Origin of the sequence: Roseobacter phycocola, from assembly GCF_042055075.2 — a bacterium.
In the GTDB taxonomy this organism is placed as follows: Bacteria; Pseudomonadota; Alphaproteobacteria; order Rhodobacterales; family Rhodobacteraceae; genus Roseobacter.
In genome coordinates this window covers 956,849-977,196 of the sequence record NZ_CP194010.1, presented here as the reverse complement: position 1 = coordinate 977,196, position 20,348 = coordinate 956,849, and the positions used below count along the sequence as shown (strand labels likewise).

The 20,348-nt window shown below is 61.9% G+C and carries 17 protein-coding genes; 13 read left to right on the top strand and 4 right to left on the bottom strand.

Annotation, left to right across the window (positions count from 1 at the left end; translation table 11 throughout):
- Positions 1-702 precede the first annotated feature (702 nt).
- From AB4K19_RS04685 to AB4K19_RS04640, 10 genes are all read left to right on the top strand, one after another.
- The gene (locus tag AB4K19_RS04685) at positions 703-1,185 is read left to right on the top strand and encodes a nucleoside deaminase (RefSeq protein WP_436399226.1); all 483 of its coding nucleotides are present in this window, start codon (positions 703-705) and stop codon (positions 1,183-1,185) included.
- Positions 1,185-1,454, top strand: a complete 270-nt coding sequence (locus AB4K19_RS04680; RefSeq protein WP_436399225.1) for an acylphosphatase — start codon at positions 1,185-1,187, stop codon at positions 1,452-1,454. Before AB4K19_RS04685 ends, AB4K19_RS04680 begins: the two co-directional genes overlap by 1 nt.
- Positions 1,455-1,581: 127 nt before the next feature.
- On the top strand, positions 1,582-2,220 hold the full coding sequence (locus AB4K19_RS04675) for a Rieske 2Fe-2S domain-containing protein (protein WP_436399224.1): 639 nt from the start codon (positions 1,582-1,584) through the stop codon (positions 2,218-2,220).
- Positions 2,217-3,062 carry an aromatic ring-hydroxylating dioxygenase subunit alpha gene (locus AB4K19_RS04670; protein ID WP_436399223.1) on the top strand — a complete coding sequence of 282 codons (846 nt, stop codon included), beginning with the start codon at positions 2,217-2,219 and terminating at the stop codon, positions 3,060-3,062. Before AB4K19_RS04675 ends, AB4K19_RS04670 begins: the two co-directional genes overlap by 4 nt.
- On the top strand, positions 3,059-3,715 hold the full coding sequence (locus AB4K19_RS04665) for a glutathione S-transferase family protein (RefSeq protein WP_436399222.1): 657 nt from the start codon (positions 3,059-3,061) through the stop codon (positions 3,713-3,715). Before AB4K19_RS04670 ends, AB4K19_RS04665 begins: the two co-directional genes overlap by 4 nt.
- The gene (locus AB4K19_RS04660) at positions 3,708-5,222 is read left to right on the top strand and encodes an ABC transporter ATP-binding protein (protein ID WP_436399221.1); all 1,515 of its coding nucleotides are present in this window, start codon (positions 3,708-3,710) and stop codon (positions 5,220-5,222) included. Before AB4K19_RS04665 ends, AB4K19_RS04660 begins: the two co-directional genes overlap by 8 nt.
- Positions 5,215-6,288, top strand: coding sequence for an ABC transporter permease (locus AB4K19_RS04655; protein WP_436399220.1), 1,074 nt, complete (start codon positions 5,215-5,217; stop codon positions 6,286-6,288). Before AB4K19_RS04660 ends, AB4K19_RS04655 begins: the two co-directional genes overlap by 8 nt.
- Positions 6,288-7,202: an ABC transporter permease gene (locus AB4K19_RS04650; protein WP_436399219.1), complete on the top strand. Its 915-nt coding sequence runs from the start codon at positions 6,288-6,290 to the stop codon at positions 7,200-7,202. Before AB4K19_RS04655 ends, AB4K19_RS04650 begins: the two co-directional genes overlap by 1 nt.
- A 23-nt stretch (positions 7,203-7,225) precedes the next feature.
- The gene (locus AB4K19_RS04645) at positions 7,226-8,299 is read left to right on the top strand and encodes a BMP family ABC transporter substrate-binding protein (RefSeq protein WP_436399218.1); all 1,074 of its coding nucleotides are present in this window, start codon (positions 7,226-7,228) and stop codon (positions 8,297-8,299) included.
- Positions 8,299-9,576 (top strand): amidohydrolase family protein, encoded by a 1,278-nt coding sequence (locus AB4K19_RS04640; RefSeq protein ID WP_436399217.1) that lies wholly within the window; start codon positions 8,299-8,301, stop codon positions 9,574-9,576. The genes AB4K19_RS04645 and AB4K19_RS04640 overlap by 1 nt, the downstream gene beginning before the upstream one ends.
- Here AB4K19_RS04640 and AB4K19_RS04635 read toward each other — a convergent pair.
- Positions 9,569-10,654 (bottom strand): aromatic ring-hydroxylating oxygenase subunit alpha, encoded by a 1,086-nt coding sequence (locus tag AB4K19_RS04635; protein WP_375230743.1) that lies wholly within the window; start codon positions 10,652-10,654, stop codon positions 9,569-9,571. The genes AB4K19_RS04640 and AB4K19_RS04635 overlap by 8 nt on opposite strands.
- A gap of 215 nt (positions 10,655-10,869) precedes the next feature.
- Here AB4K19_RS04635 and AB4K19_RS04630 point away from each other — a divergent pair, with 215 nt between their 5' ends.
- Both AB4K19_RS04630 and AB4K19_RS04625 read left to right on the top strand, forming a co-directional pair.
- Entirely contained in the window at positions 10,870-12,165 is a 1,296-nt protein-coding gene (locus AB4K19_RS04630; RefSeq protein WP_436399216.1) for an amidohydrolase family protein, read from the top strand.
- Positions 12,158-13,567 carry an FAD-binding oxidoreductase gene (locus AB4K19_RS04625; RefSeq protein ID WP_436399215.1) on the top strand — a complete coding sequence of 470 codons (1,410 nt, stop codon included), beginning with the start codon at positions 12,158-12,160 and terminating at the stop codon, positions 13,565-13,567. Before AB4K19_RS04630 ends, AB4K19_RS04625 begins: the two co-directional genes overlap by 8 nt.
- 1,238 nt (positions 13,568-14,805) lie before the next feature.
- Here AB4K19_RS04625 and AB4K19_RS04620 read toward each other — a convergent pair.
- The 3 genes from AB4K19_RS04620 to AB4K19_RS04610 are packed head-to-tail and all read right to left on the bottom strand — an operon-like array spanning position 14,806 to position 17,911.
- On the bottom strand, positions 14,806-16,206 hold the full coding sequence (locus tag AB4K19_RS04620) for a TRAP transporter large permease (protein WP_375230740.1): 1,401 nt from the start codon (positions 16,204-16,206) through the stop codon (positions 14,806-14,808).
- A complete protein-coding gene (locus AB4K19_RS04615; RefSeq protein ID WP_375230739.1) occupies positions 16,206-16,835 on the bottom strand; it encodes a TRAP transporter small permease subunit in 630 nt (209 codons plus the stop codon). Before AB4K19_RS04615 ends, AB4K19_RS04620 begins: the two co-directional genes overlap by 1 nt.
- Positions 16,836-16,894: 59 nt before the next feature.
- Positions 16,895-17,911 (bottom strand): C4-dicarboxylate TRAP transporter substrate-binding protein, encoded by a 1,017-nt coding sequence (locus AB4K19_RS04610; protein WP_375230738.1) that lies wholly within the window; start codon positions 17,909-17,911, stop codon positions 16,895-16,897.
- A 410-nt stretch (positions 17,912-18,321) separates the two neighbouring features.
- Here AB4K19_RS04610 and acs point away from each other — a divergent pair, with 410 nt between their 5' ends.
- Positions 18,322-20,283, top strand: coding sequence for an acetate--CoA ligase (gene acs / locus AB4K19_RS04605; protein ID WP_436399214.1), 1,962 nt, complete (start codon positions 18,322-18,324; stop codon positions 20,281-20,283).
- The last annotated feature ends 65 nt before the right edge of the window (positions 20,284-20,348 follow it).

Below are 20,348 nucleotides of genomic sequence, written 5' to 3'. Positions count from 1 at the left end.
CCCAATCTGCATTGGCTTTTCTCCAGCTGTTCGCACCATCACCCAAATTTTTATGCTCATTGCATGTTCGACGCAGGCTGCTGAACACCTCACCTACGATTGCGAGAGCATTATTGAAGGCGAGAATATCCTCACTTCGAAGATGAAGTGTCTGTCCAAGTCGCAACGACGCGAGTGTAAGGTTCTCGAGAGACTGAGTTGTGAACTCAAGGGCTAGCCAGATTTAATTCATTCACCATGATCTGCTCCCCTGTGAGACCGCGCCTATAATTTAGCTCTGTTCGGGGTTTGGTCCTCTTCTGACCGGTGGATCAATTCCGCCTCAAACGGGAATACTGACAATTTCTGAAGAGACCAACTATTGGTCCGACCGAAAGGCGCGCGACGCAGCGCGAAACCACGCGATCGAAACATGAACATATTCTGTACACAGCATCCCGCAAAGAACTGAAATATCTACAGAATCGTTACAATCCATCATGGGCGCAACCGACAGCCGGGCCGCGCGGGCAGCAGTAAGCATGGGCATGAAAAGACCTCCCGGGTCCCGATCTGAGCGACTCGCGCGCCGTGCATACAATATGCGCCCCGCGGCGTCACGGGCACAACGTCACAGCCCGGATCGTGACGGCGCGGCGGGCTTTGCATCAACCACCCTTGTTGCTAGCCTTGCGGCCATATCGGGCGGCAATGGGGGTCTGCATGACAAAAACACAGGATCTGGCGTTTCTCAGGCGCACCATCGCTCTGGCAGAAGAGGCTGTGTCTGAGGGCAACCATCCCTTTGGAGCCGTTCTGGTCTCTGCGGATGGTGAGATCCTGGCCGAGGGCAAGAACTCCTTTTCTGTCGACCGTGGTCCCGGACACGCGGAAACCAACCTGGCGCGGGATGCGGCCCGACGCTTCAGCGTCGATGTCCTCCGGCAGGCCACGCTCTACACCTCAGTGGAGCCCTGCTCCATGTGTTCCGGCACAATCTACTGGGCAGAGATCGGTGCCGTTGTCTTTGGCATGACCGAAAAACGCCTGGGCGAGCTGACCGGGGACGACCCGGAGAACCCGACACAGGATCTGGAATGCCGCGTCATCTTTGGCTCCGGTCAGCGGCCCGTGGACGTGCGCGGCCCCTTTGAAGATCTGGAGAGCGAGATCGCAGACCAGCATATCCGCTTCTGGAACGCCTGATGCAAGGCACCGCTCTGACCCTGAGCGGCCGGCTTTCGGCACAGACGATTCTGCCCTGGATTCTGCACCGCGGTCAGTTGCTGGACCTGAACGGCTGGGTGGAGCGCAAAGACGAGGGCACCCTCTTTATCGTCCTCGCAGGGCCGGAGGCACTGATTGATGCGATGGAAGCCGCCTGCAGTCTGGGCCCTGCCGAAGCCATGGTCGAAACGATCACGCGCGGGCCCTACACGTTTAACGGGCAGCCGGGGCGGTTCACTGCGCTGTGACGACATCCGCACGCCTAAAATTTGTGCAAATTTAAAAATGGGCTGATAGGATGATCACGGGGAACGGTTTTTGGTTTTTGCGATTGCGGGTGTTGGCCTAACCAGAAAGACGAGGTGGGGATATCAGATGACTTCTGTTGCTGTCGGACTTTCGCGCGATCTCGCGCCCGGACGTGTCATGCGCGCCGAGGTGCAGGGCCAGGACCTGGCCGTCTGGCGCGATGAGAACGGCGGGCTGCATGCCTGGGACAACCGCTGCCCGCACCGGGGCATGCGTCTGAGCCATGGTTTTGTGAGGGACGGCCATCTGGCCTGTCTTTATCACGGATGGCACTACCGCAAAGACGGCGTCTGCGCCTATATCCCCGCGCATCCGGACCTTGAACCGCCCGAAACAATCGGTGCCACGGTGTTCAGTGTGACCGAGGGCGCGGGCGTGATCCGGGTCAGCACACAGGGCGATGCCGACCCTGCACCTGGCAATGACGCAGCGACCCCGCTGCGCAGCCTGAGCTTTTTCTGCACGCCGGACCGCGCGTTGCAGGCGCTGCGCGAGACGCCCTTCGAGGGTAAGCCCCCGGCCCTGCTGCCCTCGGGCGCGTTGCAGGTCGGCGATACCGGTGTGACGCTCCACGCGGCCCCTCTGGGCGACGATGAAACCATGGTCCATGTCCTTGTCGGGGACGGCACGCCCGTCGCGATGTGCAAGGCCCTGTCGCGCTGGTGCGAGGCGGCCCGCGACGTTGCTGAGGAGACCACCGCATGAGCCAGGCATATGCATCCAATGACTGGTATGTCGTCGCCGATGCCGCGCGCATGGGTGCTGGCGGCTCGTTTCAGACCCGGCTTCTGGGCCAGCCCGTAACAGTGTCCGGCACATTTGAGGCCCCCGTGGTCATCGCAGAGGATGGCCGCCAGCTGCCCGTGCAGGTGCGTTACGACCATGTCTGGACGACCACCGGCACAGACCCGCGCCCGCTCTTTGAAATTGACGAGGCCGCCGAGCAGGACCGGGTGTTTGTGCCCTGTGGCGGAGTGCAGGTGCGCTGCTCTCCCCTGCGTGCGGTCGAGAACTTTCTCGACATCGCGCATTTCCCCTTCGTGCACACCGGCATCCTTGGCGAAGAGCCCCATACCGAAGTCGCCCCCTACAAAGTGGAAATCCGCGAGGATGTAGACGAGGTCTGGGCCACTCAGATCGGCTTTCACCAGCCCCAGGCCGCTAAAAGTGCGACAGAAGCCATTGAAACGCAATACGAATACCGCGTCCCTGCCCCAACCACAGCTGTGCTCTACAAGACCTGCCCGCCGAAGCCTGCATCCTGGGATGTGATCGCCATTTTCGTGCAGCCCGTGACGGATCAGACCTGCATCGCATGGCCCTGGATGGCGCTCTATGATGAGGTCTCTGAATACGCCGACCTCGTACAGTTCCAGCAGGAAATTTTCCTCCAGGACCGCTCCATTCTGGAAAACCAGAAGCCGACGCTGCTGCCACTCGACCCGCGCATGGAAATCCCCACACGCTGTGATCTGACCTCGGTGGTGTACCGCCGCTGGCTCAAGCGCAAAGGCGCCACATACGGAGCGCAGACGACCGCCGCATGACTTTCACGCTCTACAACTACGTCCTCTCCGGAAACTGCTACAAGATCCGCCTGATGGCATCACTGCTGGGCGTCTCCTATAAAACGGTCGCCGTTGATTTCTATCCCGGCCTGGAACACCGCTCGCCCCGGATGCTCGCGCTCAACCCGGCGGGCACGCTGCCGGTGCTGACAGCAGGCGACATGGTGCTGACCGAAACCCAGGCGATGCTGACCTGGCTGGCCACGCATCACGACGCGACCGGGGCGTGGTTCCCCGTCACTGATGCTGCGCGGCTGGCTGTGGTGCAGGAATGGCTGGGCTTTTCCGGCCGCCTGACGCAAAGCGCAGGTCTTGCACGTCTGCAGACCATGCTCAACTGGCCCGTGGATGGCGACGCTGCGCGCGCCTCAGCGATACGCGATCTGCGCGCGCTCGAACGCCACCTGACGGACCGGGTGCTGGAAGGTGGCCTCTGGATCGCTGGCGACGGGCCCACCATCGCGGACATAGCCTGCTTTCCATACGTCGCCCTCAGCCCGGACGCAGGGCTTGAGCACGACGGCTACCCGGCCATCCGCAACTGGCTGTACGCCATCCGTGGCCTGCCGGGGTTTGTGACCATGCCGGGCATTCATTATCGCCATGAAAAGACAGAAGCCGTTGATGACTGATCCCATTCTGAATATTTCCGGGGTCACAAAAGTCTACGGCCGCACAATTGCCAATGATGCGGTGGATTTCCAGGTAGAGGCGGGTCAGATCCACGCGGTGCTGGGCGAAAACGGTGCGGGCAAATCCACACTGATGAAGGTGATCTACGGTGTTGTGAAACCTGACGCGGGCACGGTGTCCTGGCAGGGACAGCCCGTTGAGATCACCTCCCCCGCCGAGGCCCGGCGTCTGGGGATCGGCATGGTATTCCAGCACTTTTCGCTCTTTGAAACGCTGACCGTGACCGAAAACATTTCGCTGGCTGTCGAAGGCAGCATGACGGAGCTCGCGGCGCGCATCCGCAGTGCGTCGGAGAGGTTCGGCCTCGAGGTCGAACCCGACGCCCGCGTGCATTCCCTGACCGTGGGCGAACGACAGCGGATCGAAATCCTGCGCTGCATTCTGCAGGAGCCCAAACTCATTATTCTGGACGAGCCCACATCCGTGCTGCCGCCACAAGGCATTGCGAAACTCTTTGAAACGCTGCGCACCCTGGCCGCCGAGGGCATCGCCGTGGTGTTCATTTCGCACAAACTGGAGGAGATCCGCGCGCTTTGCGACACGGCGACAATCATGCGTGGTGGCCGGGTGGTTGGTGTCGTGAACCCCAAAGAGGAAACGGCCAAGAGCCTCACACAGCTGATGATCGGGCAGGAAATTCCCGCCTTCGGCACCCGCGCACCCTCGCCGGAGAGCCGCGAAGTGCTGCGGGTGCGCGACCTGGATCACGCCCCTGAAAACCCCTACGCACCCCGCCTGACCGGTCTGAACCTGTCGCTGAACAGCGGGGAAGTTCTGGGCATCGCGGGTGTGTCCGGCAACGGTCAGGGTGCGCTGATGCGGGCACTGGCGGGCGAATTCCGCACCCAGGCCGGAACGGTCACGCTCGAAGGACAGCCCATCGGCAATCTTGGCCCTGACGCCCGGCGCGCCGCCGGTCTGCACTTTATCCCCGAGGAACGCCTGGGCCGTGGTGCCGTGCCGGGCCATACGCTGGCCGAAAACGTAGGGCTTACGACCTTTCACGCCGGTCTGCTGCGCTCCGGTTTTCTGAACCTGCGCCGCAGGCGGGCCCGCGCCACCGAGACCATCGACGGCATGGATGTCCGGTGCAGCGGCCCGGAGGCCGCAGCCCAGTCTCTGTCGGGCGGCAATCTGCAGAAATTCATCGTCAGCCGTGAAATGGCCCTGTCCCCGCGCGTCCTGATCGCGGAACAGCCGACATGGGGCGTTGATGTGGGGGCCGCTGCCGCCATCCGCCAGCGCCTGCTCGATCTGCGGGCCCAAGGCGTAGCCGTTCTGATCGTCTCCGAAGAGCTGGAAGAGCTCATGGAAGTCTGTGACCGCATACAGGTCATGTTCCGTGGCCGACTCTCCCAGGCCGTCCCCGTCGGTCAGACCGACATCGACCATATCGGCCTCGCCATGGCCGGAGAATTCGACGAGCTGGAGGCCGCGCATGGCTAAATTCGTGCTGGAGCCCCGCGAGACAAACTCGATCATCGCCCCCATTCAGGTGGCCGCCCTGGCGCTGGTGCTCACGCTGATCGGTGGCGCGGTGCTCTTTGCCATCTATGGCGTCGCCCCGCTGCGCGGCCTGCATGCCGTGTTTGTCGAACCCCTGCTCACCACCTACGGCATTGGCGAGGTTCTGCTGAAAATGGCGCCTCTGCTGCTGATCGCCCAGGGCCTGGCCATCGGGTTCCGCGCGCAGGTCTGGAACATCGGCGCCGAGGGCCAGCTTATTCTGGGGGCCATCGCCGCGTCGGTGCTGGCCATCTGGTTCGACGGCTCCACCTCACCGCTGCTGCTGCCCGGCATGATCCTGGCGGGCATGCTGGCCGGTATGGCTTGGGCCGCGATTGCGGCGTTCCTGCGCACGCAGTTCAACGCCAACGAAATTCTTGTGACTTTCATGCTGACCAGCGTCGCGCTGCAGTTGCTCTATTACCTCGTCACGGGGCCGCTGAAGGACCCGATGGGCTTCAATTTCCCGCAGTCCATCACCTTCGGACAGAACGCCATCTTCCCGGTGATCATTGACGGCACCCGCGCCAATGCCTCCCTCTATATGGGGCTTGTGGCCACAGCTGTTGCGGTCATTTTCGTGCGCTACAGCTTTGCCAGCTACAAACTGTCCGTGGGCGGGCTGGCCCCCGGGGCTGCCGTCTATGCCGGCTTCTCGTCGAAACGCGCGATCTGGATTGCGCTGCTGGTGTCCGGTGGTGCTGCCGGTCTGGCCGGGGTCGGTGAGGTTGCGGGCCCGCTGGGGCTGCTCCAGCGGAATATCTCGCCCGGTTATGGCTATGCGGGCATCATCGTGGCCGTCCTGGGCGGGCTGAACCCGATCGGTATCCTCTTTGCCTCCGCCATCATGGCGCTGGTCTATGTGGGCGGCGATTTCGCCCTGCTCAGCGTGGGCGTGCCCGATGCTGTCACGGGTATCCTGCAGGGCATCCTGCTGATCTCCTATCTGGCCTGTTCGCTGCTGCTGACCATGCGCCTGCGTCTGGTGCGGGAGGCCCCCGTCTGATGGATGTCCTGATTTTCATGGTAAGCGGCACTCTCGCGGCAGCAACGGCACTGATCTTTGCCGCGATGGGCGAACTTGTGGCCGAAAAATCCGGCATGCTGAACCTCGGGATCGAGGGGATGATGGCAACCGGCGCGGCCATGGGGTTTGTCGCGGCGACTGTCTCGGGCTCCTACACGGTCGGTTTTCTCGCAGCCGCTGTGCTGGGCGCGGTGCTGTCGCTCATCTTTGCAGTGGTGACGCTGGTCTTCCGCGCCAACCAGACCGCCTCGGGTCTGGCCATCGGCATTCTGGGGCTCGGCCTGTCCTCGGCCATCGGCAAAAAGTTCGAGAGCATGACCCTGCCCGGTGTGCCGGACCTGCCGCTGGGCCCCCTGGCGCAGATCCCGGTGATCGGCCCGATGTTCTTTCAGCAGGATGTGATGGTCTATCTGTCCATCGTGCTGGTCTTTGCGACCTGGTATGTGCTCAACCGGACCCGCCTGGGCCTGACCATCCGCGCGGTGGGCGAAAGCCCCGAAAACGCCCATGCCCTGGGGCTGCGCGTGCGCTGGATCCGCGCGGGTTGCGTGGCTTTTGGCGGGGCAATGGCTGGCATCGGCGGGGCCTATATGTCCACAGCCTACACGCCGCTCTGGGCCGAAGGCATGATCGCCGGCCGCGGCTGGATCGTCGTGGCCCTGACCGTATTCGGCACCTGGATGGTGCCGCGCGTTGCCTTTGGTGCCTATCTTTTCGGCTCGATCTCGCTGCTGGAGCTGTCAATCCAGGCACTGGGCGTAAATGTGCCCAGCCAGCTGATGTCAGCTTTGCCCTATCTGGTGACAATCTTCATGCTCGCACTGATTTCGCGCAATACGCTTTTCATCCGCCTCAACAGCCCGGCAAGCCTCGGGGCGACTTTCAGACTGTAACGACACCAATGGGGAGAACTGACATGAAACTTGCAAAAACGCTGCTGGCAACGGCACTGGTCGGGCTGACCGCCCTGCCCGCGCTGGCCGAAGACAAGCTCAAGATCGGCTTTGTCTATCCGTCACCGATTGCCGATGTGGGCTGGTCGGCTGAACTGAACGCAGGCCGTCTCGCGATCGAGGAAGCCTTTGGTGACAAGGTCGAAACCGTCTTTGTGGAAAACGTGCCCGAAGGACCGGATGCCGCACGCATCATGAACCAGATGGCCGCTCAGGGCGCCGAAATGATCATGCTGGGATCCTTCGGCTATATGAACGACGGCATCAAACTGGCGCAGCAGCGCCCGGAAATGACCTTCCTGCACGCCTCCGGTTTCAAACTGGCCCCGAACTTCAGCAACTTCCAGAGCCGCAACTATGAAAGCAGCTATCTGGTGGGCATGGCAGCAGGAGACGTGACCGAAAGCAACGTCGTGGGCATCGTCGCGGCCTATGCGATCCCGGAAGTCATCGGCATGATCAACGGCTTCGCACTCGGCCTGCAGGAAGTGAACCCGGATGTGACGATCAAAGTCGTCTGGCTGAACTCCTGGTTCGATCCGCCCAAAGCCCAGGACAGCGCACGCGCCCTCATCGCGCAGCAGGCGGACGTGATCTATTCGCTCTACCAGGACACGCCCTCGGTGGTCACAGTCGCCGAAGAGGAAGAGGTTTTTGTGATCAACACCTCCTCTGACATGAAGTCCTATGCGCCCAACTGGCTGCTGGCCTCGCAGATTGCGGACTGGTCGTCCTTCTTTGTCAGAAGCGTGCAGGCCACCATGGACGGCACCTTTGAGGGCGAAGCCTACTGGGGCGGCATGGCCGACGGTGCTGTTGATGTCAAAAGCTGGTCGGACAAAATCTCAGACGGCACCATGGCAAAGATCTCTGAGGCCGCAGACGCGATGAAGGCAGGCGCCTTCCACCCGCTCACCGGGCCGGTGATGGACCAGGACGGCACCGAACGTCTGGCCGCAGGTGTGACCATCGCGGACCCTGACCTGCTGGGCATCGACTGGCTGGTCAAAGGCGTTGAGACACGTCTGCCCAACTGATGCAGGCCATCCGTGCCCATCTGATACACAGTCCCGAACGGGGCCGGATCGAGCGCATTGAGGATGCGCTCGTTTCCGTTTCAGACACCGGTGAGATCACAGATATCGCCAAAGGGGGCAGCGCGCCCGAAACGCTCGACCTGCGCGATCAGGGCGTTCTGCTGCCTGGCCTCGTTGATCTGCATATTCACGCACCGCAGTTCCCGCAACTTGGCACAGCACTCGATGTCCCGCTCGAAGACTGGCTCTTCCGTTACACCTTTCCGCTGGAGGCCCGCTTTGACGATCTGGCCTATGCGCGCGCAGTGTATGACCGGCTGGTGCGGCGGCTGCTGGCCAACGGCACCACAACTGCCGTTTATTTCGCCACCATCCACGGGCCTGCCAGCCTGAACCTTGCAGAGACCTGCCTGCGTCTGGGGCAGCGCGCTCTGGTGGGGCGTGTGGCGATGGATCTCGCTGCGGGCTGTCCGGATTACTACCGAGACCGCGACGCCACGGCCGCCATTGAGGACACCGCCAGCTTTATCGACGCGGTCCGCGCCCTGCCCGGCAACACGCTGGTTGAGCCGGTCATCACCCCGCGCTTTATCCCCGCCTGCAGCGATGAAGCCCTGCAGGGTCTGGGCGATCTGGCCGCCCGCACAAAGGCACCCGTACAGACGCATTGCTCGGAAAGCGACTGGGAACACGCCCATGTGCTGGACCGCACCGGCAAAACAGATACGGCGGCGCTCGATGATTTCGGCCTGCTCACCCGGCGTTCTGTGCTGGCCCATGCCGGCCATATCACCGACGCGGACATGGATCTGATCCGTGAACGCGGCGCAGGGATCGCCCATTGCCCGCTCTCCAACGCCTATTTCGGGAATGCTGTCTTTCCGCTCCGGCGCGCCATGGCCAAAGCGCTGCACATCGGGCTGGGCACCGACATCTCAGGCGGGCCCAGTGCCTTTCTGCTCGACAATGCCCGCGCAGCGGTGACCGCGTCGCGCATGCTCGAGGATGGCGTGGACCCGGCCACGCCCGGAGATCAGCGTGGTGTGCCAGGCGCGCGCGCCGATTTCCGCGATGCGTTTTATCTCGCCACCAAAGGCGGTGCGGATGTGCTTGATCTGCTGGTGGGTGCCTTTGAGCCCGGCCGTCAGATGGATGCCATTCTGGTGAAGCTGGAGGATGATTTCGGCCCGCAGGAGGATCTGCTGCAAAAGATCATCATGCGTGCCACGCCAGGCGATATTCACCAGACATGGGTGGCGGGCCGCCGCGTCACCTGACCAGCGCGCCGCCCAACCCGAACCTGTTCACCAGCCCCCGCCGGTACGCGACCGACATCGCATCGGCCGGGATATGCACCTCATCGCGGATGTTCAGCGGCAGATCCTCGGGCCGCTGCGCCTCCACCAGCGCCTTATCCTCATCATTGATCATGAGGCTTTCGCGGATCAGAAATTCTTCATCCGGCGCGCCGGTCGTATCAGTCGCGACCTGGAAGATACGGGTTTCATAGGCCGACACAGGACAGACCGTGTCCGCAAAATACTGCACATACCAGCTGTCGTTGGGCTGGATCACGATGATCGTCGAAAACGGCCAGGTCAGCTGATAGGTATAGACCACATGGCGGCTGTCGCCCGGCACATCATCGGGGAACCTGTTGCCGCCCTCCTCATAGCCCAGCTCGAACATCAGGCCATAATCCGTTTCGGTCACATCGTAGGACGGGAACCGGTCCTCCTCGCTGCCGCCGAATGTCTCTTTGTGCACCCAGGGGAAATGCGCCACGTCATTGAAGTTCTCAACATGCCGGCTGGCCGCAGCAGCCCATGTGTTGGGCGGCACAAAGACCCGCTTCAGGCTTTGGTCCTTCAGCCCCGGCCAGTCGGGGACCGGCCAGACCGGGTTGTCCGAAAGACACGTCCAGACGATCCCGTACCGTTCACAGACCTGCAGCGTCTGAAGACGCAGGCGCGGCGATATCCGCGCGCTCTGGTCCGGGTTCGAAGGTACTTTCGAGCAGACACCGGCGGGGTCAAAATGCAGGCCATGCATGGGACAGATCAGCTGGTCCCCGTCTACCCGCCCCGCACTGATCCGCGTGCCCCGGTGCGGGCAGAGATCGCGCGCCACCGAAATGCCAGCGCCCGTGCGCCAGATCACCAGATCGACGTCCAGCAGTTTTGCAGGCACCGGCTTATCTGCAATCTCATGACAGAAGGCCACCGGGTGCCAGAAGCCTGCAAGGATGCGCCAGTCGCTCTCCGAAAACGTGCAGTTGCGCGGCAGATCAGATGTGGCGGCGGCGGAATCGATGGGCAGAAACATATCTGATGAGACCACCGAAACCGGCGGCAAAGCAAGTGCGCTCCGGTGATTTCCACCCCAGCGCGATGGGCAGTGAAACGCGGCCGGTTATTTGAGCACATCCCAAGGCCACAGGCCCCGCACCGGGCCGCGGCCTGCAAACGGACTTGCCTGCGGGCATCTGATCTGTCAGCATCACGGCATCTCTGGCACAGACCAAAAGGGCCACAACCTCCCCGACCCGAGGGGGACCTCAGAGGTGTGGCATGACACAACCCAAAGAAACAGCGCGCACCGTCGCGTACCAGACGAACCCCGGCACCGGCCCGCGCGCTGTGCTGCCCGGCGTCTCTGTTCCGGTGAGCCAGCTTGCGGACCCGGACCGGTTTGGCGGCACTGCCACCGGTGATCTGCGCTGCGGCACGCTGTGCCTGGCGCCCGATGGCACGGCGCATCTGGAACCCTCCGGCAGCGACAGCACAAACCGGTACATTGTCCTGCCGCGCCTGACCGAAGCGCATGTGCATCTGGACAAATGCCACAGCATCGGGCGGCTGGGCGATGTCGGCGGTGATCTCGCCGCAGCCCTCGCCGCACAGCGCCGCGACAAGCGCAACTGGACGGCTGATGACCTTCGGACCCGCATGCAGCGCGGGCTCACGGAACTCCGGCAGGCCGGGTGCGGCGCGCTGCGCACGCATATCGACTGGGCCACGGGGACGGATCATCCCGACACCCCACTGGCCTGGGACATCATGGCGGATCTGTCCGCTGCCGCCCGCGACGCCGGCATCACTGTTCAGGCCGCCGCGCTCACAGGCATCGACGAGATGGCAACCCCCGGCGCCGCACAGGCTGTCGCCCGACGTGTCGCGCGTGATGGCGGCGCATTGGGCAGCTTTCTGCTGAGCCATGCCAACATGCGCGCCGGTCTCCGGGCGCTCTTTGACGCCGCAACCCACTTTGGCCTGCCGCTTGATTTCCACGTGGACGAAGGTCTCGACCCCACCCTCGACGGGCTCGGGCTGATCGCGGACATCGCCCTGGAAACCGGGTTTGAGGGCCCCATCCTCTGTGGTCACGCCTGCAGCCTCGCAGTGCGGGACACAGACGATCTGCAGCGCACCGCCGACAAACTGGCCCACGCCGGGATCGCCGTGGCCGCTCTGCCCTCGACCAACCTCTACCTCCAGGGCCGGCGCGGCGGCACCCCAACCGCACGCGGCATCACCATGCTGCACGAACTGGACCAGGCGGGCGTGCAGACCATCATCGGCACAGACAACGTCCGCGACGCCTTCTGCCCCATCGGCCGGCATGACCCGATCTGGTCGCTTGGGCTCGCAGTCCTGACCGGGCACCTCGACCCGCCCTTCGGCGCGCATCTGAAAACGATCACAACCCACCCGCGCAGTGCCATGGGCCTAACCCCGCTCAGTGTGGACACCGCCGCCCCCTCTGAGCTTATCGCGTTCCCCGCCGCCGATCTTTCTGAACTGCTGACCGGCGCGGCACAGCCCGTCCCCCTGACCGATCTTCTGACAGAGACCCGCCATGACTGACACGCAGACCCCCGACTGGTCCCGCATCGCCGCCGACCTGGCCCCCGTCGACATCTCGGACGACCCGGTCACCGTGAAAAAGCGCAGCCGCGATTTCTTCTGGTACTCCCCGCTCCTGAACGCACAGCTCCGGCGCAGCTTCGGCGACCTCGTGGCCATGCCGAAAACCCCAGAGGAACTCGCGCACTGCCTGTCCGTGGCCAGCCGGCATAGCGTGCCCGTCGTGCTGCGCGGCGGCGGCACCGGCAACTATGGCCAGGCGGTCCCGCTCCAGGGCGGGCTGATCATCCAGACCACGGCAATGTCCCGCATCCTCGAAACCGGCCCGGGCTTCGTCCGCGTCGAAGCGGGCGCGCTGATGGCGGACATCAACGCCGCCCTCAAACCCGAAGGCTATGAGCTGTCCATGTTCCCCTCGACCCAGGATATCGCCACCATCGGCGGCTTTGTCGCGGGCGGCAGCGCAGGGATAGGGTCCATCTCCAATGGCCCCCTGCGCCAGAACGGAAACATCATTGAGATCAAAGCCCTGTCCGCAGAACCTGAACCACAGGAGCACACGTTCCGGGGTGAAGACGTCCTGCGCATCCACCACGCCTGGGGCATCAACGGGGCAATGACCGAGATCACCCTGCGCACCGTGCCCACCTGCGACTGGATCGGCTGTATGGCCGGGTTTGACAGCTACGAGGCCTGCTACGCCGCGGGATACGCCCTGGCCTCAGCAGGCGATGACGTGATCGGTCGCAAACTCTGCTCTGTCGTGGACGCCCGGATCGCCGGTTATTTCCCGAGACTGGACGGCCACATCCCCAACGATCACCACCTGCTGGTATCCCTCGTCCCACGCGAACATCTTGATGCCTTCCGCGACCTCATCAAAAGGATGGGCGGCACCCTGCATCTTGCCATAGATGACGCAGAACGCGAAGCCCTGAAACTGCCCCATGTCTTTGAATTTGCCTATAACCACACCACGCTCCAGGTGCTCAAGGCCGACCGCTCCGCCACGTACCAGCAGATCGGCGTGCCCGACCCCGGGGACGCCGCCCGCGTGGCCGCCATGCGCGACCGCCAGGGCGATGAGGTCTGGCCGCATCACGAATTCACCCGCTGGGACGGTGCGGTCATCTGCGCCGACCTGCCGATCATCTGGTATTCAACACCGGAACGCCTCGCAGAGATCAACGCGACGTATGAGGCCGACGGCTTTACCGTCTACGACGCCCATGTCTGCGCCATCGAAGGCAACCACATGCAGCCCGACTTCCGCCACCTCGCATGGAAAAAACGCATGGACCCACACGGCCTGCTCAACCCCGGCAAGTCCCTCGCGTGGGAAAAGGTCCGGCACCTGAGTGCCGAAGAGATCGAAGCGCTGACGTCGCTCGACGGAGTGTAACCTCGGCGGCAGGCAGGATGTATCCGGATTGTGGCCGGTTCCCATTTGATTTCAACCGCCGGGGCGTTTTCGGCCACCCGAACAGCAATCACGCAGATTGCCAACCGGAACCATGGGTTCTTCCTGTCCTGCTTCCCAAAATCCCGCCCGATATTATATTCTTATATCGGGACTGAAAAAAGCTACGCTCAGTACCGGCGCAAATCCTCAAGGAAGACCCCGTGTGACGTTCGATAAAAATAACCGGTGGTTACAGTTGGCACTTTGGTTGTTTGTCGTGGCGATCGCTCTTCACGACGAGATCAGTGGAAACGATGGTGGTCCGGGTGTTCGGGTGGCCAAAGTCTATGCATGCGTCGGGTGGATATACGTCGGCTATTTGTTTGTCAGTTTCAGATCCAGGTAGGCCTGTCTCACGAACAAACCAATAGCCTCATTTCATTCAGTGAAAGCGGTTTGTTCGTTACCTGCTTTCGCATCCAGTGCTTCTTGCTTTTCTCAACCGGATAAATTGGTACACAACATACATCCATCCAAGGTACACGACACCCTTTAGAGCGTTGTACGTATACAAATCGGTAAGCCCCAGTTCCTCGTCAAAAAACAACAGCACCACCGCCAATAACCAAAGAAAGAAATCTCTCCGGGGATTGGGGAGTTTTGCTGAGGCTTTGGTCACGCGTCCTCCGGTTTTTGTGAGATAGTGGTCATGCGATCGCTTGTGCCAAAAAGCATCACCGTAACTCTACCGAGAAACCGGCCCGCACGCCAAGGACTTGTTTGCCGACCTTAAGCAGCCTTTCAGATTGGCTTTAAAACGCTCGCTTCGCCCGCAAATCCTCCATAAATGCCTCCGACAATAAGCCTCAGACGTCCCACCGCCCCGCAGACGCGGCGCTCCGGGAGGAGGCGTGCCGCTCCACCCTTCGAGGGCGGAACGGCCCGGCGCAACAGTGCCTGTTGCGCGGGCGCTTTGATATATGAGGGGTGTCTCAGGTGTGAGGTCGAACTGGGTAACCCGCTGTAAACCTTTCCACAGCGCACGCTCAGTTACTGCACCAGAACCCGCGCAACACCGCCGTACGCACCGACGTTATACCGACGCAACACCGACGTTTTACCGACATCGAATTTGCCCTGTTTTGCAGGCAAAAAGGCCAAAGTCTCTCTCCTGGGCCCCAAGGCCGTCCGCACTGTTGCGCGGGCGGTGGGTTAACCGGCCAGCGCGCGGTCCTGATCTAGCCCGCGAGTGACGGCAGAAAGAGCACGATCCCCGGGAAGGCCACCAGCAGCGCGATGGTCACCGCATCGGCAACAAAGAAGGGCGTCACGCCCTTGAAGACGTCCTGGACTGTCAGGTCGTCGCGCACGCCCGCCACCACGAAACAGTTCAGCCCGATGGGCGGCGTGATCAGACAGAATTCGGCCATTTTCACCACCAGAATCCCGAACCAGATCGCACACATGGGCCCCGACATGCCAAAGGCGCTGTCCGCTGCACTGACGAACTCGCCACCATTGAGCGCCATCACCGCCGGATAGACCACAGGCAGTGTCAGCAGCAGCATACCAATGGCGTCCATGAACATCCCCAGCACCGCATAGGCCAGCAGGATGCAGATCAGGATCAGCATGGGCGACATCTCGAGCCCGGTGATCCAGTCGGCAAAAGCCTCGGGCAGTTCGGCAAACCCGAGGAACCGCACATAGATCAGCACACCCCAGATGATCGAGAAGATCATCACCGTCAGCTTGGCGGTATCCAGCAGCGCTGTTTTCAGCTGCTGCCAGCGCATGCCGCGATAAAGCGCCATCAGAAAGATGATGAATGCGCCGATGGCCCCGCCTTCGGTCGGCGTGCCCCAGGCATCGCCGAAGGGGTTGTAAACAAAGAAGATAATGATCACGACCACGGCGAGAATGGGCAGCGCCGGCGGCAGGGATTCAAACCGTTCGCGCCAGGTGAAACCGCTCACCGGGGGCCCCACGGTTTTAAAGGTAACGGCAATCCCGATGATCAGCGCGGCATAGACGATGGCCGAAAACATGCCCGGCAGAAACCCTGCGAGCAGCAGTTTGCCCACGTCCTGCTCGACGATGATCGCGTAGATCACCAGAATGGCAGAGGGCGGGATCAGTGAGGCCAGCGTACCGCCGGCCGCCACAACCCCGGCCGCGAATTGTTTGTTGTACCCGATCTTGAGCATCTCGGGGATGGCGATACGGGCAAAGACAGCCGCAGTGGCCACTGACGCGCCTGACACGGCCGCGAAGCCTGCGGTGGCAAAAACGGTCGACACAGCGAGCCCGCCGGGCACCCAGGCGATCCAGCGTTTGGCCGCCGTGAAAAGGGCCGTGGTGAGTTTCGCGTGATAGGCCAGATAGCCGATCATGATGAACACCGGGATCAGGCTCAGCACCTGGGCTGACACTTTGGAATGCGGGGTGAGACCTGCGATCTTCACGCTGATTTCCAGCGCTTTTCCAAAGCGTTCCGGGTCGTAGTCAAAGCCGTTCCAGCGCAGCCAGACCAGCCCGACAAAGCCCGCCAGACCCGCTGCAAAAGCAACGCGCATGCCGAGCACGACCATCACCAGCAGGCCACCACTGACCCACAGTCCGATTTCAATGGGTTCCATCAGTCTGACCCCTCCAGTGCTTCGGCTTCAAGCCGTGCCTGTTCGGCAACTGACAGATTGAGCGGCACCGCCACCGGGTTTTCCAGACCAAGGATCAGAGCCCGGCCGTACCCCCAGGCCTGCAGCAGCAGACGCAGTACCAGCACGCCAAAAGCGATCGGCACCACCAGTTTCGAGGGCCAGATCGGGATGCCGATATCTATGGAGCTGTCACGGCTGCAGAGCGGCCGCGCGCAGTCAAAAGAGCGGTCAAAGTGATCCCAGGCGCCCCAGGTCAGGGCCACGATCAGCACGAGGATGAGCAGGACAGAGAGCAGTTCAAAGAACCACAGCATCCGCCCCCTGAGCTTGCTGACCAGCATATCCATGCGCACATGGGTGCCATCCCGCTGGACATAGGCGATGCCCATGATCGCGATGATCGGCATCATTGCTTCGATGTAGTCGACATAGCCTGCCATAGGCGAGGCGAAGAACTTGCGCCCGGTCACAGACCAGGCCGCGAGGAACATGAGTGAGAAAATCGCCAGACCGCTCAGCAAAGCGCAGAAACGTTCAAGCGGGATAAGTGCGCGGTCCAGCCGGCTGAGCAGACTGGAATCTTCGAGCACTGCAGCGGAACCTGCCATCGCCCTGCCCCCCGATTATCGTTGGAATGGGCCGCCCCGCCAGGGACGGCCCGAATGGATCAGCTGCCGCCCTTGGCTTCGGCCAGCGCGTTCACCACCAGATCATAGAGCTCCTGACCCGGCAGGCCCTGTGCTTCCATGTCTGCGATCCAGGCATCCTTTGCCGGTTCAGCTGCAATCGAGCGGAACTCGGCAATCACAGCCGGGTCGATCTCGACCTTCTGCACGCCTTTTTCCTCAAGCACGGAATCCCAGCGCTCGAGCAGTTCGGCATAGTTAGCGAGGTAATGCGCGATGGCTTCATCCACCGAGCTGTCCAGCGCTTCACGATGCGCGTCAGAGAGCGACTCGTAGGCGTCGATATTCACAACAACCGGGCAGTTCACGGTGCCGGGGTTGAGGTTCGCGGTCCACCAGTCTGCCTGGTTGATGGTGCCAAAGCTCAGGTGCGCGTGCTGGGCAAATGCCACTGTGTCCACAACGCCGCCTTCCATCGCCTGGTAGGCTTCGGTTGCGGTCACGGATGTCGGCACACCGCCAACGGCCTTGAAGGCTTCGCCAAGACCACCGGTTGCGCGCACCCGCATCCCTTCAAAGTCAGCCAGTTCATCGCGTGGCTCACCTGTGCCCACCAGGTTGTACTGGGGCATCGGCGAGGTCATCAGCAGTTTTGCGTTCCACTGCGCCATTTCTTCGGTCGCCGCCGGATGCGCGTAAACCGCTTTGGATACCGCAACTTCCTGCTCCAGGTTTTCGACGCCGAGGAACGGCAGTTCGAGCACCGTGATCACACGGTTCTTGTCACGGTGATAGCCCGCGCAGAACTGCGCCATCTCGAAAGCACCGATGGAAATGCCGTCGAGGTTTTCGCGGTTTTTGCTGAGACCGCCGTAGCTCACATTCATTGTAAACTCGCCGCCGGTTTTCTCGGACACCAGCTCGGCCAGCTTTTCAACATGCTCAGTGAACGCGCGGCGTTTACCCCAGACGGAGACGTTCCATTCGGTCGCTGCAGCTTCGGTAACAAATGCAAGGCTGATCGCGCCGACAGCTGCGGCGCTGAGATATCTGTTCATGTGTTTCTCCCTGTTTGCACACCTCATTCGGGGCGTGCTTGGGGCAAAAGTAGTGCCGGGAACGGCTGGTGCCAAGCCCTGAAACGCGTTTGCCCGCAATCCTCTCCGATACACGCGCGGGGCACGGATGCTGCAGGGCAGAACGCGCGCTGACCACCACCCGCAGACCGGGAAAGCGTTGACAGACAAAACAAGGTAAAGACGTGGAATTTTCAGACCACGCCGCATTCCTTTACAGATGCCGCGCCTGCAAAATCAAGTATTTTACAATTAAACCCTTATAAATCTGTGGGTTATTCACTTCTTTTCAAATACCGGTATGATCCGCACAGTATTGACCGGCCCAGACGTCCGTTCCACCGGACAACGGCCCACAATGCGACGAATGAAATTTCAGGGGGGAAACCTACATGGCCGACACCGGTTCCGCGCAAAAATCCTATCCACCTTCTGCTGAAATGGCCGCTGGCGCGCATGTGGACAGCGCCAGGTATGGCGAAATGTACAGCGCGTCCATCGCCGACCCCGACGCGTTCTGGCGCAAGGAAGCCGGCCGGGTGGACTGGATGAAGCCCTTCACCACGGTCAAGGACGTGGATTATTCGCTCGGAAATGTCTCGATTAACTGGTTTGCCGACGGCACTCTGAATGTGTCCGCAAACTGTATTGACCGGCACTTGGCCACACGCGGTGATCAGACCGCGATCATCTGGGAGCCCGACAGCCCCGAGGACGAAGCCCAGCATATCACCTATGCCCAGCTGCACAGCTCTGTGTCGAAAATGGCAAATGTTCTCAAGGGCCTCGGTGTCGCCAAGGGGGATCGGGTGATCATCTACATGCCGATGATCCCGGAGGCGGCCTATGCCATGCTGGCCTGTGCCCGCATCGGCGCAATTCATTCCATCGTGTTTGCCGGGTTCTCGCCAGACGCGCTGGCTGCCCGGGTCAACGGCTGCGAGGCGAAGGTCGTCATCACAGCAGACGAGGCGCCGCGCGGTGGCCGCAACACGCCGCTGAAGGCAAACGCCGACACAGCGCTGGCCCAGTGTGACGACAGTGTGCGGTGCCTTGTTGTCCGGCGCACCGGTGGCGATGTGGCCTGGGTCGACGGTCGCGATGCAGATTACAACGCGCTCGCCGCCGAAGCATCGGCCGATTGCCCCCCCGAGGAAATGGGGGCCGAAGATCCGCTCTTTATCCTCTACACATCAGGCTCGACCGGCCAGCCCAAAGGTGTCGTGCATACCACCGGCGGCTATCTGGTTTATGCGGCCATGACGCATGAGATCACCTTCGACTACCATGAAGGTGACATCTACTGGTGTACCGCAGATGTGGGCTGGGTCACGGGGCACAGCTACATCGTCTATGGGCCGCTCGCCAATGGCGCAACAACGCTGATGTTCGAGGGTGTGCCCACCTATCCGGACGCCAGCCGCTTCTGGCAGGTCTGCGAAAAGCACAAAGTGAACCAGTTCTACACCGCCCCAACTGCTATCCGCGCCCTGATGGGCCAGGGGAACAGCTTTGTCGAGAAATGCGATCTGAGCGATCTGAAGGTGCTCGGTACCGTTGGCGAGCCGATCAACCCGGAGGCCTGGAACTGGTACAATGACGTGGTCGGCAAAGGCAGATGCCCGATCGTTGACACCTGGTGGCAGACCGAGACCGGCGGGCATCTGATGACCCCTCTGCCCGGCGCACATGCTATGAAACCGGGCTCTGCGATGAAGCCTTTCTTCGGCATTCAACCCGTCGTTCTGGAACCGGCGTCCGGTGAAGTAATCGAAGGCAATGATGTTGAGGGTGTTCTCTGCATCGCCGACAGCTGGCCCGGGCAGATGCGCACAGTCTGGGGAGATCACGAGCGCTTCGAGAAGACCTATTTCGCGGACTACGAAGGCTATTACTTCACCGGTGACGGCTGCAAACGGGACGCGGATGGTGATTACTGGATCACCGGGCGTGTGGATGACGTGATCAACGTTTCCGGTCACCGCATGGGAACTGCCGAAGTCGAGAGCGCACTGGTGGCACATGCCAAGGTCGCTGAAGCCGCCGTGGTCGGCTATCCGCACGACATCAAGGGCCAGGGCATCTACTGCTATGTTACCCTGATGGGCGGCGAAGAACCGACCGAAGAGCTGCGCAAGGAGTTGCGCACTTGGGTTCGCCAGGAAATCGGACCGATTGCCAGCCCGGACCTGATCCAGTGGGCGCCGGGGCTACCCAAAACCCGCTCAGGCAAGATCATGCGGCGCATCCTGCGCAAGATTGCCGAGAACGACTATGGCGCGCTGGGGGACACATCCACTCTGGCCGATCCGTCCGTTGTCGATGATCTGATCGAAAACCGCATGAACCGCTGACGTGGTCACCCGAACAACAGGCGCGCGGTACGATGGTGCCGCGCGTTTTCTTTTGTAGCAGTACT

Coding starts and splice junctions, on each gene's coding strand:
- AB4K19_RS04685 (WP_436399226.1), top strand. CDS start 703: ATGACAAAAACACAGGATCTGGCGTTTCTCAGGCGCACCATCGCTCTG.
- AB4K19_RS04650 (WP_436399219.1), top strand. CDS start 6,288: ATGGATGTCCTGATTTTCATGGTAAGCGGCACTCTCGCGGCAGCAACG.
- AB4K19_RS04675 (WP_436399224.1), top strand. CDS start 1,582: ATGACTTCTGTTGCTGTCGGACTTTCGCGCGATCTCGCGCCCGGACGT.
- AB4K19_RS04670 (WP_436399223.1), top strand. CDS start 2,217: ATGAGCCAGGCATATGCATCCAATGACTGGTATGTCGTCGCCGATGCC.
- AB4K19_RS04640 (WP_436399217.1), top strand. CDS start 8,299: ATGCAGGCCATCCGTGCCCATCTGATACACAGTCCCGAACGGGGCCGG.
- AB4K19_RS04645 (WP_436399218.1), top strand. CDS start 7,226: ATGAAACTTGCAAAAACGCTGCTGGCAACGGCACTGGTCGGGCTGACC.
- acs (WP_436399214.1), top strand. CDS start 18,322: ATGGCCGACACCGGTTCCGCGCAAAAATCCTATCCACCTTCTGCTGAA.
- AB4K19_RS04665 (WP_436399222.1), top strand. CDS start 3,059: ATGACTTTCACGCTCTACAACTACGTCCTCTCCGGAAACTGCTACAAG.
- AB4K19_RS04660 (WP_436399221.1), top strand. CDS start 3,708: ATGACTGATCCCATTCTGAATATTTCCGGGGTCACAAAAGTCTACGGC.
- AB4K19_RS04620 (WP_375230740.1), bottom strand. CDS start 16,206: ATGGAACCCATTGAAATCGGACTGTGGGTCAGTGGTGGCCTGCTGGTG.
- AB4K19_RS04680 (WP_436399225.1), top strand. CDS start 1,185: ATGCAAGGCACCGCTCTGACCCTGAGCGGCCGGCTTTCGGCACAGACG.
- AB4K19_RS04630 (WP_436399216.1), top strand. CDS start 10,870: ATGACACAACCCAAAGAAACAGCGCGCACCGTCGCGTACCAGACGAAC.
- AB4K19_RS04625 (WP_436399215.1), top strand. CDS start 12,158: ATGACTGACACGCAGACCCCCGACTGGTCCCGCATCGCCGCCGACCTG.
- AB4K19_RS04610 (WP_375230738.1), bottom strand. CDS start 17,911: ATGAACAGATATCTCAGCGCCGCAGCTGTCGGCGCGATCAGCCTTGCA.
- AB4K19_RS04655 (WP_436399220.1), top strand. CDS start 5,215: ATGGCTAAATTCGTGCTGGAGCCCCGCGAGACAAACTCGATCATCGCC.
- AB4K19_RS04615 (WP_375230739.1), bottom strand. CDS start 16,835: ATGGCAGGTTCCGCTGCAGTGCTCGAAGATTCCAGTCTGCTCAGCCGG.